This window comes from Reyranella sp., assembly GCF_004297265.1.
GTDB lineage: Bacteria > Pseudomonadota > Alphaproteobacteria > Reyranellales > Reyranellaceae > Reyranella.
This window is the reverse complement of the sequence record NZ_SCUT01000027.1, coordinates 110,237-123,717: the sequence shown is the minus strand read 5'-3', so window position 1 is coordinate 123,717 and position 13,481 is coordinate 110,237. Positions and strand designations below refer to the sequence as shown.

General features: G+C 68.8%; 10 protein-coding genes. 5 read left to right on the top strand and 5 right to left on the bottom strand.

The window, feature by feature from the left end; translation table 11 throughout:
- The first annotated feature begins 90 nt into the window (after positions 1-90).
- Positions 91-2,760: a DNA mismatch repair protein MutS gene (gene mutS / locus EPO41_RS12795; protein ID WP_296325597.1), complete on the top strand. Its 2,670-nt coding sequence runs from the start codon at positions 91-93 to the stop codon at positions 2,758-2,760.
- A gap of 74 nt (positions 2,761-2,834) precedes the next feature.
- On the opposite strand, the gene EPO41_RS12790 is transcribed toward mutS, so the two are convergent.
- The 4 genes from EPO41_RS12790 to EPO41_RS12775 form a co-directional block, all read right to left on the bottom strand.
- Complete coding sequence (locus tag EPO41_RS12790; RefSeq protein ID WP_296325595.1) at positions 2,835-3,854, bottom strand: methionine synthase; 1,020 nt, start codon at positions 3,852-3,854, stop codon at positions 2,835-2,837.
- 16 nt (positions 3,855-3,870) lie between these two features.
- Complete coding sequence (locus EPO41_RS12785) at positions 3,871-5,256, bottom strand: heme biosynthesis HemY N-terminal domain-containing protein (RefSeq protein ID WP_296325593.1); 1,386 nt, start codon at positions 5,254-5,256, stop codon at positions 3,871-3,873.
- An 8-nt stretch (positions 5,257-5,264) separates the two neighbouring features.
- Positions 5,265-7,244 carry a uroporphyrinogen-III synthase gene (locus EPO41_RS12780; RefSeq protein ID WP_296325591.1) on the bottom strand — a complete coding sequence of 660 codons (1,980 nt, stop codon included), beginning with the start codon at positions 7,242-7,244 and terminating at the stop codon, positions 5,265-5,267.
- Positions 7,245-7,347: 103 nt separating this feature from the next.
- Positions 7,348-7,812 (bottom strand): methylated-DNA--[protein]-cysteine S-methyltransferase, encoded by a 465-nt coding sequence (locus EPO41_RS12775; RefSeq protein WP_296325589.1) that lies wholly within the window; start codon positions 7,810-7,812, stop codon positions 7,348-7,350.
- Positions 7,813-7,873: 61 nt separating this feature from the next.
- On the opposite strand from EPO41_RS12775, the gene EPO41_RS12770 reads away from it, so the two are divergent.
- Positions 7,874-9,277 (top strand): alpha/beta fold hydrolase, encoded by a 1,404-nt coding sequence (locus EPO41_RS12770; protein WP_296325588.1) that lies wholly within the window; start codon positions 7,874-7,876, stop codon positions 9,275-9,277.
- 121 nt (positions 9,278-9,398) lie between these two features.
- Here the strand turns inward: EPO41_RS12770 and EPO41_RS12765 are convergent, their stop codons facing one another.
- A complete protein-coding gene (locus EPO41_RS12765; RefSeq protein WP_296325585.1) occupies positions 9,399-9,893 on the bottom strand; it encodes an L-2-amino-thiazoline-4-carboxylic acid hydrolase in 495 nt (164 codons plus the stop codon).
- 268 nt (positions 9,894-10,161) lie between these two features.
- On the opposite strand from EPO41_RS12765, the gene argC reads away from it, so the two are divergent.
- The 3 genes from argC to araD are packed head-to-tail and all read left to right on the top strand — an operon-like array spanning position 10,162 to position 13,404.
- Positions 10,162-11,121, top strand: coding sequence for an N-acetyl-gamma-glutamyl-phosphate reductase (argC, locus tag EPO41_RS12760; RefSeq protein WP_296325583.1), 960 nt, complete (start codon positions 10,162-10,164; stop codon positions 11,119-11,121).
- A gap of 10 nt (positions 11,122-11,131) precedes the next feature.
- On the top strand, positions 11,132-11,608 hold the full coding sequence (locus tag EPO41_RS12755) for a GNAT family N-acetyltransferase (protein WP_296325581.1): 477 nt from the start codon (positions 11,132-11,134) through the stop codon (positions 11,606-11,608).
- 47 nt (positions 11,609-11,655) lie between these two features.
- Complete coding sequence (gene araD, locus EPO41_RS12750) at positions 11,656-13,404, top strand: L-arabinonate dehydratase (protein ID WP_296325579.1); 1,749 nt, start codon at positions 11,656-11,658, stop codon at positions 13,402-13,404.
- Positions 13,405-13,481 lie beyond the last annotated feature (77 nt).

The following is a 13,481-nucleotide window of genomic DNA, read 5'->3' as shown; positions in this document are numbered from 1 at the left end:
CAACATCCATGCCCAAATATCGTCCACCTGTCGTCCACATGGATCGCCTGGCGGCGTGTGCTAGATCGAACCCTCCCCAAGGAAGTGCCCGTGCCGGACAGTCCGACCATCCCTGCCGACGCCACGCCGATGATGCGCCAGTATCTGGCGATCAAGGCTGCGCATCCGGACCATCTGGTCTTCTACCGGATGGGCGATTTCTACGAGCTGTTCTTCGACGACGCGGTGAAGGCCTCGGCGGCGCTCGACATCGCACTCACCAAGCGCGGCCAGCACCTGGGCGAAGACATCAAGATGTGCGGCGTACCGGTGCACAGCCACGAAGCCTACCTGTCGCGGCTGATCCGCCAGAGCTTCAAGGTCGCGGTCTGCGAGCAGGTCGAGGATCCGGCCGAGGCCAAGAAGCGCGGCGCGAAATCGGTGGTCGAGCGCGCCGTGGTGCGGGTCATCACGCCCGGTACCCTGACCGAGGATTCGCTGCTCGATGCGCGCAGCCATAATTACCTCGCAGCCCTCTCCGAAGCGCAGGGCGACCTGGCACTGGCCTGGCTCGACCTGTCGACGGCCGATTTCGCGACGCAGCCGCTGCTGCCCGGCCAGCTGGCCGCCGCGCTGGCACGGCTTGCGCCCGGCGAGTTGCTGGTGCCCGACCGGCTGCTGGCGCGCGAACCGCTCAAGGCCGCGCTGGAAGAGTGGAATTCCGTCCTGACGCCGCTGCCCTCGGCACGGTTCGACAGCGACAATGCGCGCAAACGCCTGCTGCAGGCCTTCAACGTCGCGGCGCTGGAGAGCTTCGGCGATTTCTCGCGGGCCGAGGTCGCGGCCTGCGGTGCGCTGCTCGACTATGTGGAGCTGACCCAGGCCGGCAAGCGGCCGGCGCTGGTGCCGCCGCGCCGCGAGCGCGCCGACGGCACGATGGAGATCGATCCGGCGACGCGGCGCAATCTCGAGCTGGTGAAGAGCCTCGACGGTCGCCGTGACGGCAGCCTGCTGGCCACGATCGACCGTACCCTGACCGGCCCCGGCGCCCGCCTGCTCGCCGAGCGCATCGCGGCGCCGCTCACCGACCGCGCCGAGATCGAGCGCCGGCTCGACCTGGTGCAGCTCTTCGTCGAGCGGCCGGCGGTGCGCGAGCGGGTGCGCGAGGCGCTGCGGCGCACGCCCGACATCGAGCGCGCCCTGCAGCGCCTGTCGGTCGGCCGCGGCGGGCCGCGCGATCTCGCTGCCCTGCGCGACGGTCTTGCCTCCGGGGAGTCGCTGGCCCAGTCGCTGCGCGCCGAGCCCGAGGCACTGCTGCCGCCGCCGGCGCCGCTCGCCGAGATCGTCATGTGTTGCTCGGACCATGGCGCGACCGTGGACGCCCTGGCCGAGGCGCTGGCCGACGAGCCGCCGCTGCTGGTGCGCGATGGCGGCTTCGTGCGTCAGGGCTACCGGCCCGAACTCGACGAGCAGCGCACCCTGCGCGACGACAGCCGCAAGACCGTCGCTGGCCTCGAAGCCAAGTACCGGACCGCGACCGGCGTGCCGTCGCTCAAGATCCGGCACAACAACATGATCGGCTATCATATCGAGGTGACGGCGACACATGCCGACAAGCTCGACCTGGCGGCGCTGGGCTTCACGCGGCGGCAATCGATGTCGAACGCCACGCGCTTCAGCACGGCGGAGCTGGCCGATCTCGAGACCCGCATCGGCCGCGCCGCCGACCAGGCGCTGGCCCTGGAACTCGCCGTGTTCGAGGAGCTGGTCGCCAAGGTGATGGCGGTGGCGGCATCGATCGCGGCGGCCGGTCGTGCGCTGGCGTGGCTCGACGTCGCCTCGGCCCTGGCCGAGCTGGCGGCCAGCAGCAACTACGTGCGGCCGACGCTGACCGACGATCCGGCCTTCGCGATCGAGGGCGGCCGCCACCCCGTCGTCGAGGCCGCACTCGCGCGCCAGAACGGCGCGGGCTTCGTGCCCAACGACTGCTTCCTCGGCACCGATCGCCGGTTGTGGCTGCTCACCGGCCCCAACATGGCCGGCAAATCGACCTTCCTGCGCCAGAACGCCCTGATCGCCGTGATGGCCCAGGCGGGCGCCTTCGTGCCGGCAAAGGCCGCCACCATCGGCATCGTCGACCGGCTGTTCAGCCGCGTCGGCGCCGCCGACGATCTCGCCCGCGGCCGCTCGACCTTCATGGTCGAGATGGTCGAGACCGCGGCGATCCTCAACCAGGCGACGGCGCGCAGCCTTGTGATCCTCGACGAGATCGGCCGCGGCACCGCGACCTTCGACGGCCTGTCGATCGCCTGGGCGACGCTCGAGCATCTGCACGACGTCAACAAGTGCCGGGCGCTGTTCGCCACCCACTACCACGAGCTGGGCGCGCTGAAGGAGCGGCTGTCCGCGCTGGCGCCCTACACAATGCGCGTCAAGGAATGGCAGAACGAGGTCGTGTTCCTGCACGAGGTCGCGCCCGGCGCCGCCGACCGCTCCTACGGCATTCACGTGGCGCAACTCGCGGGCCTACCCGCCGCCGTCGTGTCGCGCGCCGAGGAAGTGCTGGCGGTGCTGGAGAAGGGCGAGCAGTCGAGCGCGGTCACGCGCCTCGCCGACGATCTCCCTCTCTTCGCTGCTGCCCCCGCCCGTCCCGCGAGCGGCACGGCGAAGACGAAGGAGTCGGAAGTCGAGAAGGCGCTCGCGGCGATCAATCCCGACGAGCTCTCGCCGCGCGAAGCGCTCGACGCCCTCTATGCGCTGCGCCAGCGGTTACCGGGATAGATCGTCATGGGAGCGCGCCACTCCAGTGGCGCCTTCATGATCATGAGCGCAACTGGAGTTGCGCGCTCCGATGATTAGCCGAACGCTTTCCGCGCCAGCGCCGCACCCTCCGAAAGCGCGCGCAGCTTGCCGTAGGCGACGCCGAGGGTCATCGGGGCCATGCCGCAGTTGGTACAGGCCTGGATTCGTTCGGGATCGACGAACTCGGTCGCGAGCTTCAGGGTCGCGGCGACTTCCTCCGGGGTCTCTACCTTGTCGGAGGCGACGTTGATGGCGCCCACCAGCACGGTCTTGGTCTTCAGGAGCTTCATGAGCTCCGGCGGCACGTGGCTGTCGCGGCATTCCAGCGAGACCTGCTGGATCGAGCTGCGGTCGAGCGCGGGGAAGGTCTCTTGGTACTGACGCCAGCTCTCGCCCAGCGTCTCCTTCCACTTGTTGTTGGCTTCGATGCCGTAGCCGTAGCAGATGTGAACGGCGGTGGTGCACTTCAGCCCCTCGGCCGCCTTCTCCAGCGCCGGCACGCCCCAGTCGACCGTCTCCTTGAGGTAGACGTTGAAGGCGGGCTCGTCGAACTGGACGACGTCGACGCCGAGCGCTTCGAGGTCCTTGGCTTCCTGGTTCAGCAGCTCCGCGAAGGCGAAGGCCATCTTCACCCGGTCGCCGTAATAGCCGTCGGCCAAGGTGTCGATCAGCGTCATCGGGCCGGGCAGGGTGAACTTGAGCTTGCGCGAGGTGGCGGCGCGGGCGATGCGCGCCTCGCGCTCGTGCACGAACTTGCGACGCCTGAGTGCCGAGGTGACGGTCGGGCAATCGGCATCATAGCGGTTGTTGCGGATGCCCATGCGCACCTTCTTGTCGAAGTCGACGCCGTCGACCTCGGCCAGGAAGCCGTGCACGAAATGCTGCCGCGCCTGCTCGCCGTCGCTCACGATGTCGAGGCCGGCCTCTTCCTGGCGGCGGATGGCGAGGAAGGTCGCATCGTCCTTGGCCTCGAACAGCGGCTCTCCGGACAGCGTCCACGGTGCCCACAGGACGTTGGGTGTGGCGAGCCAGGCCGGCTTGGGCAGGCTGCCCGCGAGCGTCGTCTCGAACATGGCGTTTCCCCTGTTTTTAACTTGTCGTGTTGTTCGGGACCGGCACCGGCAGGTTGGATGTCGGTGGCGCAACGCCCGGCGTCGTCTCGGGCGGCAGGATGTGTCCGTAGGTGCCGGGCGCGCGCCATTGCAGCGTGCCGAAGGCGCCGCAGCTCTCGCAGACCGGCCGCCACGCCTCGTGGTGCGCGCCGCATGCGGTGCAGCGCCAGGCGCGATCGGCCGGCGCGTCGGCGGCGCGGGCGAGCCAGGCGCGCACCTTGTCGGGCCCGGTCTGCTCACGCTCCTCGACCTCGGCCATGAGGCGGCAGACGCGGGTCGACGGATTGGTCCCGGCGGCCGTGTCCAGGTGTCGGCGCGCCTCGCCCCACAGGCCGGCGTCGAGCGACGCCTGGGCGAGCGCCAGATGGCTCTCGATGTCGCCGGGATTCTGCTGGGCCAGCCGGCGCATGACGCCGACCCGCTTCAGCGCCTCGGTCTCACCCGAGGCTTCGAGATAGAGCGAGGCAAGATCGGGATGCGGCGCCAGCGCCCAGCCGCGTTCGATCGTCTTCATCGCCTTCTTCGCATCGCCCGCCTTGAGCTGCAGCTCGGCGAGACGCCGCGTCACGGCGATGCGTTCCGGGGCGAGCCCGAACGCCTCGCGGGCCAGCGCCAGCGCGTCGCTCGGGCGGCCTTCGCGCTCGGCCTCGCGGCTGCGCTCGACCTCCAGCAGGGCCTTCAGGGTTCGGCCCTTGTCGGCCGTGACGACCTTGCGCCGGATGCCCGTCTCCAGCGTCTCCTGGGCGGCGCGCCACTGGCCGACCTGCGCCTGCATGTCGAACAGCGAATGCACGACCCATGGCGTCTGCGGCCGCAGCCTGAAGGCGCGTTCGGCATAGGACAGGGCCTGGGACTGGTCGCCGTCGCGCAGCGACTGGCCGATCAGGCCGCGCAGGCCGAGGAAGGCCATCTGGTCGTCCTCCAGCATGGCGGTGAAGGCGCGCCGCGCGCCGTCGCGGTCGCCGTTGAGCTGCGCCGCCTGCGCCGAGAGAAGGAGCGTGAGCGCCGGCTCCGACAGGAGTTGCTCGGCCTTGCGCGCATGCTTCTGGGCTTCCACCCCATCGCCCGCGGCGACGGCGGCGAGGCCCTGCGTCAGCTCGCGATAGCCACGACGGCGACGGCTCTCGCCCCAGCCTTCGAGCAGCGCGCCCGGGGCGCCGACGATCCAGCGATAGAGAAGCCATCCGCCGACACTGACCAGGATCAGCACGAGCACGGAGATCAGGAGCACGCCGACGCTGGTATCGAGCCGCCAGCCGCGGAACTCGGCGGTGACGGAGCCCGGCCGTTCGGCCAGCCACACCGCGCCCAGCATCGCCACGATGGCGAACACGAACCAGATGATGGTGCGCAGGATCGTCATTGCAGGACCTACCGGGCCGAGCCGAGCAGGGTGACGGCCTGTGCGGAGATCTGGTCGGCCGCCTGCTTGGCCGCGAGATTTGCTTCGGCGCGCGACAGCCAGCCGGCGGTGGCCCGCGACGTTTGCGGCGGCAGCGTCTTCACCAGCGCGACCGCCTTGGCAAGGTCACCGGCCTCGAGGGCGGCTTCGGCGCGCGCGAGCTTGGCCTCGGTGCCGTCGCCCTCGACGTCGTTGCCGACGCGGCGCAGGGAGACCAGCGCCCGCACCTTGCCGAGCAGCCGCTCGCCGAACGAATCGTCGGCGAGATCGTCGGCCAGGGCCGCCTTGGCGACGGCCGGGAACTCCGCCACCAGGGCGGAACGCGAGGCGACGCCGTTCGGGGCATAGGCCTGCAGCACGTTGGCGCTCTCGGTCAGCTTGGCGTCGCCCTGGGCAAGCGGCGTCAAAAGCGCGAGATCCGTCGCGAAGGGAAGGCCGGATTCGACCGCCGCGCTCAGCCGCGCCGCGATGCCGATGAGGGCGGAGGCCCGCGCGGCGCTCATCGCCTTCTGTTCGCCGGCATTGCGGGCGCTTGCCTCGCCGCGCGCCTTGTCGACGGCCTCGGCCAGCAGCTTCGTCTGGTCGCGCTGGACAGCGATCGTCTGATCGATCGTCTGCACCGTGTTGCGCATCGTGGCCAGTTCGAGTCGCAGGGTGGCGAGTTCCTTGTCCTGCTCCGGGCTGGGGGCCGACGGCGCGGGAGCAGGCGCCGGTGTCGCGGCACCGGCCGCGCGGCCTTCCAGCGCTTCGATCTTGCTGCGCAGTTCGGCGATCGCCGGATCGGGGCCGCTGCCGGCGGGGCTGCCCGGCCGCTCCGCCGCGGCGGCCGAGGCTGCACGCACGCGCTTCTCCAGGTCGTCGAGCCGCGCAGAGAGTTCGCGCCTGGCGGCCTCCACGGAGGCGTTGGCGACGGCGGCGGCATCCTGGCGGACCTGCTGCAGGTCGAGCGCCGGCGCCGGCGGTACCGAAGCCGCCCCCTGGCCCTGCCACAGCGCGCGGATCTCGGCCGGCCAGTAGGGCAGGCTGATCAGGGCGCCAGCCAGCACCAGGCAGGACGCGACCAGGCCGGTGATGAAGGCGCCGATCACGCCGAGGCCGCGGCGGACCTGAACGGGGGGCGGCGTCATGGACCTCTCCACGGGTGGAGCGGTCGTCTCGGAAGAAGAAGGTGTGTCGCTCATGATGCTCGGTCCTTCTACGGCCGTCCCATCGGTTGCCGGGGGCACAGCTACGGGCAGCCGGTCGATCTCGTCCAGCACGGACTGGCGGGTGGGGCGCGCGGCCGCCACCGTCGCCTTGAATGGCAGGGCGCTCAAGGGCTGGAGCGCCGCAGGGCTGATGGCAATGGCGGTGACGTTCGACAGGGAGGCGGAGAGCCCGGCCTCCTGCACCAGCCGGGCGAACAGGGCAGACGCGCGCGGCGAAAAGAACATCGCGGCGTCGAGCGCACGCGCCTCGATCGCGGCTCGCGCGGAATCCGGCAACGCGGTCTCCTCGCGCGCCTCGTAGAGCGCGACGCGGCGCACTTCGAAGCCGTCCGGGGCGAGGGCGGCGGCAAAATCCTGCGCGATGTCGACGCCGGATACATGCAGGAGGGGGCCGGCCTTGGGATCGAGACGCGCTCGCGCGAGTTCGGCCAGCGCCTGGCCGTCACCCGCGGCGGATGTCACCGAGACGAAACCCAACCCTTCGGCGGTCGAGGCGGTGGTGTCGCCGACCGCCAGGATGGGCTTGCCGCGCTGTTCGCTGGCTTCGGCCAGCGCCCGTGCGCCGTTGGCGCTGCTCACCAGCACGGCCTGGCATTCGGAAAGATCCGGGGCGAATTCCGATGGCGGATGCAGAATCTCGAGACGGAACAGGGGCGCGATGACGGGGACATGGCCGCGCTCGGCCAGCGCCGTCGCCAGCGTGGTCGCCTCGCGTTCCGGCCGGGTGATCAGCACGCGCATGACGCCTCCGTAGCCGGGGCGTCCGGCCGACGCAATCGTTTCGGGCTTCCTCCTCATTTGAATGGGGAGGAGCCATGAGTGCGCTCAGGGTGAGATGATTGGATTACAGAAGCACGACGCCTTCCAGCGCCAGCAGCTGGCGCTTGGTCGGCAGGCCCTGGCCGCCGGAGAAGCCGCCTTCCTTGCCGCCGCTTCCCAATACGCGATGGCAGGGCACGATGATGGGAATGGGATTGCGCCCGCAGGCCATGCCGACGGCGCGCGGACCGGAGCCCAGCGCCATCGCCATGCCGCCATAGGTCGCGGTGCCGCCGAAGGGGATTTCGCACATCATTTTCCAGACACTCTTCTGGAAGTCGGTGCCGCGGGCGGCGAGCGGCAGGTCGAAGCGCTTGAGCCTGCCCGCGAAATAGCGCTCGAGCTGGCGCACCGCTTCCTTCAGGACGGGCGTCATCGAAGTGTTACGGGCTCGCTCGTCGGTGGCAGTCCAGCGCACCGAGGTCACGGCGTCGTGATCCGCTTCGATGGCCAATCGGCCGACCGGACTGTCGACGTAACAAATGGACATATGGCAAGCGTAGCGCCCGCCTGCGGCATTTGCCAACATGGGGGAAATGTCTGGGGGAGTGATGAGCAAGGGCCGGAGGTCCTCGAAGAATGGCCCGACCCGCCGCGCGCTGCTCGGTGGCGGTGCCGTGCTGTGCACGACGCTTGCCCTGCCCGGGATCGCCAAAAGCCAGCCGGGACCGCGGCGCCAGCAGCCCGAAACCGGGCCGCCGCCGGTCGTGTTCGTGCACGGCAACGGCGATTCGAGCGCACTCTGGATCAACAACCTGTGGCGCTTCGAGGCCAACGGCTACAAGCGCAACCAGCTCTTCGCCATCGACTTCATCTATCCCAGCGCCCGAAGCGACGATTCCAAGCCGCAGCCGTTGCGGTCCTCGGCCGAGGACCAGATGAAGGAGCTGACGTCCTTCGTGGTGCAGGTCCTGAAGGCCACGCGCCGCCGCAAGGTCGCCCTGGTCGGCTCCTCGCGCGGCGGCAATGCCATCCGCTCCCTGCTGAAGAACGGCGGCGGCGCCGACATGGTGAGCCATGCCGTGCTCTGCGGCACGCCCAACAAGGGCATCGTGATCTCCGACCAGTTGCTGGTCGGCAGCGAGTTCAACGGCGCCTTCCCGTTCCTCAAGGGCCTCAACGAGGGGCCCGACGACCTGATCCCCGGTGTCGAGATGATGGCCATCCGCTCGGACAGGAACGACAAGTATTCGCAGCCCGACGGCCGGTTCATCGGCGCGCCCGGTAAACCGACCGGCGTCAGCTACGATGCGTCGGAGCTGCGGGGCGCGCGAAACGTGGTGCTGGAAGGCCTCGACCATCGCGAAGTCGCGTTCCACAAGCTGGCCTTCGCCGCGATGTTCGAGCACATCACCGGCAAGCCGCCGGGCAGCATGTTCATCGCCCAGGAGCCGCTGCCGATCCTGAACGGCAAGGTGACCGGCCTCAGCGAAGGCGTCTACACCAACATCCCCGTCGCCGGCGCCGAGGTCGAGATCTTCGAGGTCGACGCCCGGACCGGCGAACGCAAGAGCGCTGTGGCGCTGCTGCGAAAGACCACCGGCGAGGACGGCGTATGGGGACCCTTCGTCGGCCGCGCCGACGCCCACTACGAGTTCGTGCTCCGTATCCAGGGATTGCCGACGACGCACACCTACCGCTCGCCGTTCCTGCGCTCGAGCGACGTCGTGCATCTCAGGCCGCAGCCCTTCGCCAAGGCCGACGAGGGCGCCGGCGCGGTCACGATCATGAGTCGGCCGCGCGGCTATTTCGGCATCGGTCGCGACAAGTTCTCGCTCGACGGCAAGGTGCCGCCCGGCATCAACGACGGCGTGCCCGGCGTGTCCATGGGACGGCTGGCCTTCGATGCCGTGCCGCCACGGACGGTGATGGCCGTGTTCAACAACGAGACCATCCCGACGCGCACCTGGCCCGCCAGGGACGGCCACATCGTGGTGGCGGAGTTCCTGAACTGACTCTTCTTCATGTTCCTCTCCCCCGCTAGGGGGAGAGGTTAGGTGAGGGGGCGAGTCGAGGTGGTGCGTAACCCCCTCACCCAGCCTCTCCCCCTAACGGGGGAGAGGAGGAAGAGTCCGATCAGCCCTGATACGTGTATTTGAAGTTGCAGTGGCTGGCGCCCTGCATGATCGTCTGCGTGCGTTCGAGCTTGAGCCGGGGGTCGTAGCCCTCGCAGAAGGCGCCGTCGCGGTTGCAGGAAAGGAGGGCGCCGATCTCGCCCAGGCCCATCGCCTTGTAGGTCTCGGCGTACCGGCAGCGCACGACGTTGAAGCTGAAAGTGTCGGCGGTCTGTTCCTTGACGTCGATCTCCAGCGACCCGCCCGCGGTCCAGAGATGCTGGATGTCCTGGAACGACTTGAGCGACGTGCCGCCGGGCACCGAGGCGGCGAACTGGCGGGCCTGCTCGATGGCGGAGCGGCGCACCGATTCCTCGATCGTCTTCTTCGCGACCTCGACGCCATGGCTGGCCTTCAGGGTCTCGTAGACCTCCTTCAGTATCTCGGCCTCGATGCGGCGCTTCTCCAGCATGGAGAGGCCGTCCGGATGAGGGGCGGGATGGGCGGACTGGCTCATGGCTTGTCTCCAGACAGGGAATGATTGAACCTAGCCGGTCGGCGGCATCTTGACATCGGGGTCCCCCGATGAAATATCGGCCCCGAAATGATTTCGCTCGCCCTCCTCCGGTCGCGACGTCGCCGCTCGCAAAAGCGGTAGAAGAACGCGCGCGCGCAACAGTAACAAACGCGCCGTATCGTGAAGCCGCTGGAAAGACGAAGCGGCTTCCATCCTTCCTTCTCCAGTCGGCCATTTCCCTCAAGGCCCAGCATCGAGAGAGAAGACCATGACCAGCAACAAGACGAAGATTTTCATCGACGGCCAGCACGGCACGACCGGGCTGCAGATCCTCGACCGGCTCAAGGACCGGCCCGACATCGAACTGCTCGAACTGCCGATGGCTGACCGTAAGGACCTGGGCAAGCGTGCCGAGATCGCCAAGGCGTCCGACATCACCGTGCTCTGCCTGCCCGACGCGGCGGCCAAGGAGCTGGTGGCCGCCATCGGTGACTCCGACACGGTCGTGATCGACGCCTCGACGGCGCATCGCGTGGCCGACGGCTGGACCTACGGCTTTCCGGAGCTGGCCAAGGACCAGCGCCAGAAGCTGCTCGACTCGAACCGGATCAGCAATCCGGGCTGCTACCCGACCGGCGCGATCGCCCTGCTGCGGCCGCTGGTCGATGCCGGGATCGTGCGCGCCGACTCGACGCCCGCCGTTTTCGGCGTGTCGGGCTATACCGGCGGCGGCAAGGAGCTGATCGCGGTGCATGAGCAGCCCGGCGTCGAGCCGTTCGGCCTCTACGGGCTCGAGCTCACGCACAAGCACGTGCCGGAGATGAAGAAGTATTCCGGCCTCAGCCACGCGCCGCTCTTCGTGCCGTCGGTCGGCCACTATGCCCAGGGCATGCTGGTCACCGTGCCGATCACGCGCGACATCACCACGAAGCAGGTGACGGCCAGGGACGTGCACCAGGTGCTGAGCGACTACTACGCCGGCGAGACCTTCGTGCCGGTGCGGCCGCTTGCCGACCGGGCGTGGCTGGAGCGCGACCGGTTCCTGCGGGCCGACCGGCTGATCGACACCAACACGATGGAGCTCGCGGTCTACGGCAACGATGCCGACGGCAACGTGCTGGCCGTGGCCTCGCTCGACAATCTCGGCAAGGGCGCGTCGGGCGCGGCGGTGCAGTGCATTAACCTCAAGACCGGCGTCGACGAGACGACGGGCCTCACCGTCGGCTGAGACCTTCGCCATGGACGAGACGCCGGCGCTGCGGCGCGCGGTGGCGGACGATGCCGCCGCCGTGCGCACGCTCACGCGCGAAGCCTATGCCAAGTGGGTGCCCGTGATCGGCCGCGAGCCGCTGCCGATGCGCGCCGACTATGACGAGGCGGTGCGCCAGCACCGCGTCGATCTCGCCTTTCTCGACGGCGGCCTCGCCGCCCTCATCGAGACGATCGACAAGGGGGACCATCTGGTGATCGAGAACGTCGCGGTCGCGCCGACCTTTCAGGGACGCGGCCTCGGCCGGCATCTGCTGACTCATGCCGAACAGGTGGCGCGGGAGCTGGGCTACGCCGAGGTGCGCCTCTACACAAACAAGATGTTCGAGGCGAACGTCCGGCTCTATCTCGTCTTCGGGTACCGCATCGACCGCGAGGAGACCTCGGCGCTCGGCGTCACGGTCTATATGAGCAAGCGGATCCCACCGTGCGGCGTGGCGGCTTGACCGCGATCCCTTGAATGTGGTCGCGTCCGGCGCGGAGGAAAAAAGCCATGCCGGACAGCAAGCCCAGGAACAAGACTCCCGACCAGCTGCGCAGCGCGCGCTGGTTCGCGCCCGACGACCTGCGCGCCTTCGGCCATCGCTCGCGGGCGATGCAGATGGGCTACGCGCCCGAGGAATGGGCCGGCAAGCCGGTGATCGCCATCCTCAACACCTGGTCGGACGCCCAGCCCTGCCATATGCATTTCAAGACGCGCGTCGACGACGTGAAGCGCGGCATCCTGCAGGCCGGCGGCTTTCCCATGGAACTGCCGGCGCTGTCGCTGTCGGAGAGCCTGCTGAAGCCCACGACCATGCTCTACCGCAACCTGCTCGCCATGGACGCGGAAGAACTGCTGCGCGGGCATCCAGTCGACGGCGTCGTCCTGATGGGCGGTTGCGACAAAACCACGCCGGCCTTGCTGCTGGGCGCGATCAGCATGGGATTGCCCACGATCTACCTGCCGGCGGGGCCGATGCTGCGCGGCAACTGGAAGGGAAAGGTGCTGGGCTCGGGCTCCGACGCCTGGAAGTACTGGGACGAGCGCCGCGCCGGCAAGATCTCCGACTCCGACTGGGTCGATGTCGAGGCCGGCATCGCACGCTCCTACGGCACCTGCATGACCATGGGAACGGCCGCCACGATGATGGCGATGGCCGAGACGCTCGGCATGTCGCTGCCCGGCGCCTCGTCGATCCCAGCCGCCGACGCCAACCACATCCGCATGGCCTCGGAATGCGGCCGTCGCATCGTCGGCATGGTCTGGGAGGACATGACCCCCAACAAGATCCTGACGCACGAGGCGTTCCTCAACGCCATCACCGTGGCGATGGCGATGGGCTGCTCGACCAATGCCATCATCCACCTGATCGCGCTGGCGCGGCGCGCCGGCCAGAAGATCGGCCTCGACGATTTCGAGCGCGCCAGCCGCAAGGTGCCGGTGATCGCCAACATCCGGCCTAGCGGCGACAAATACCTGATGGAAGATTTCTTCTATGCCGGCGGCCTGCCGGGCCTGATCGAACAGATCCGCGACCACCTGCATCTCGACGCGCTGACTGTCACCGGCCGGACCCTCGGCGAGAACGTGAAGGGCGCGGAGATCTACAACGACGACGTGATCCGTTCCGTCGCCAATCCGATCTACAAGGAAGGCGCGCTGGCCGTGCTCAAGGGCAACCTCGCGCCCGACGGCTGCGTCATCAAGCCGAGCGCCTGTGCACCGAAGTTCCTGAAGCACACCGGCCCGGCCCTGGTGTTCGACGATTATCCCTCGATGAAGGCGGCGATCGACCGCGAGGATCTCGACGTCACCGAGGACACGGTGCTGATCCTGCGCAACGCCGGGCCGCAGGGCGGGCCGGGCATGCCGGAATGGGGGATGCTGCCGATCCCGACCAAGCTGGTGAAGCAGGGCGTGCGCGACATGGTGCGGATCTCCGACAGCCGCATGAGCGGCACCAGCTACGGCGCCTGCATCCTGCACGTCTCGCCGGAATCCCATATCGGCGGGCCGCTCGCCCTGGTGAAGACCGGCGACATGATCTCGCTCGATGTCGACAAGCGCACGATCGACATGAATGTCTCCGACGAGGAGCTGGCGAAGCGCAAGGCGTCGTGGAAGCGACCCGAACCGCGCTACGAGCGCGGCTATGGCTGGATGTTCACCAGGCACATCAAGCAGGCCAACGAGGGCTGCGATTTCGACTTCCTCGAAACCGGGTTCGGCAAGCCCGTCGCGGAGCCCTCGATCTACTGACCCGCTGACTCGCATTCACGAAACCGAAAGCCTACCGTCTTAGAACGACCCCGACGGGTAGGGCGGGGGCGCCGTAC

What these genes read in the sequence shown, in the direction of transcription:
- araD (WP_296325579.1), top strand. Translation starts at nt 11,656, where the DNA reads ATGCCGGACAGCAAGCCCAGGAACAAGACTCCCGACCAGCTGCGCAGC.
- EPO41_RS12770 (WP_296325588.1), top strand. Translation starts at nt 7,874, where the DNA reads ATGAGCAAGGGCCGGAGGTCCTCGAAGAATGGCCCGACCCGCCGCGCG.
- EPO41_RS12775 (WP_296325589.1), bottom strand. Translation starts at nt 7,812, where the DNA reads ATGTCCATTTGTTACGTCGACAGTCCGGTCGGCCGATTGGCCATCGAA.
- EPO41_RS12790 (WP_296325595.1), bottom strand. Translation starts at nt 3,854, where the DNA reads ATGTTCGAGACGACGCTCGCGGGCAGCCTGCCCAAGCCGGCCTGGCTC.
- EPO41_RS12785 (WP_296325593.1), bottom strand. Translation starts at nt 5,256, where the DNA reads ATGACGATCCTGCGCACCATCATCTGGTTCGTGTTCGCCATCGTGGCG.
- argC (WP_296325583.1), top strand. Translation starts at nt 10,162, where the DNA reads ATGACCAGCAACAAGACGAAGATTTTCATCGACGGCCAGCACGGCACG.
- EPO41_RS12755 (WP_296325581.1), top strand. Translation starts at nt 11,132, where the DNA reads ATGGACGAGACGCCGGCGCTGCGGCGCGCGGTGGCGGACGATGCCGCC.
- EPO41_RS12780 (WP_296325591.1), bottom strand. Translation starts at nt 7,244, where the DNA reads ATGCGCGTGCTGATCACCCGGCCGGAACGCGAGGCGACCACGCTGGCG.
- EPO41_RS12765 (WP_296325585.1), bottom strand. Translation starts at nt 9,893, where the DNA reads ATGAGCCAGTCCGCCCATCCCGCCCCTCATCCGGACGGCCTCTCCATG.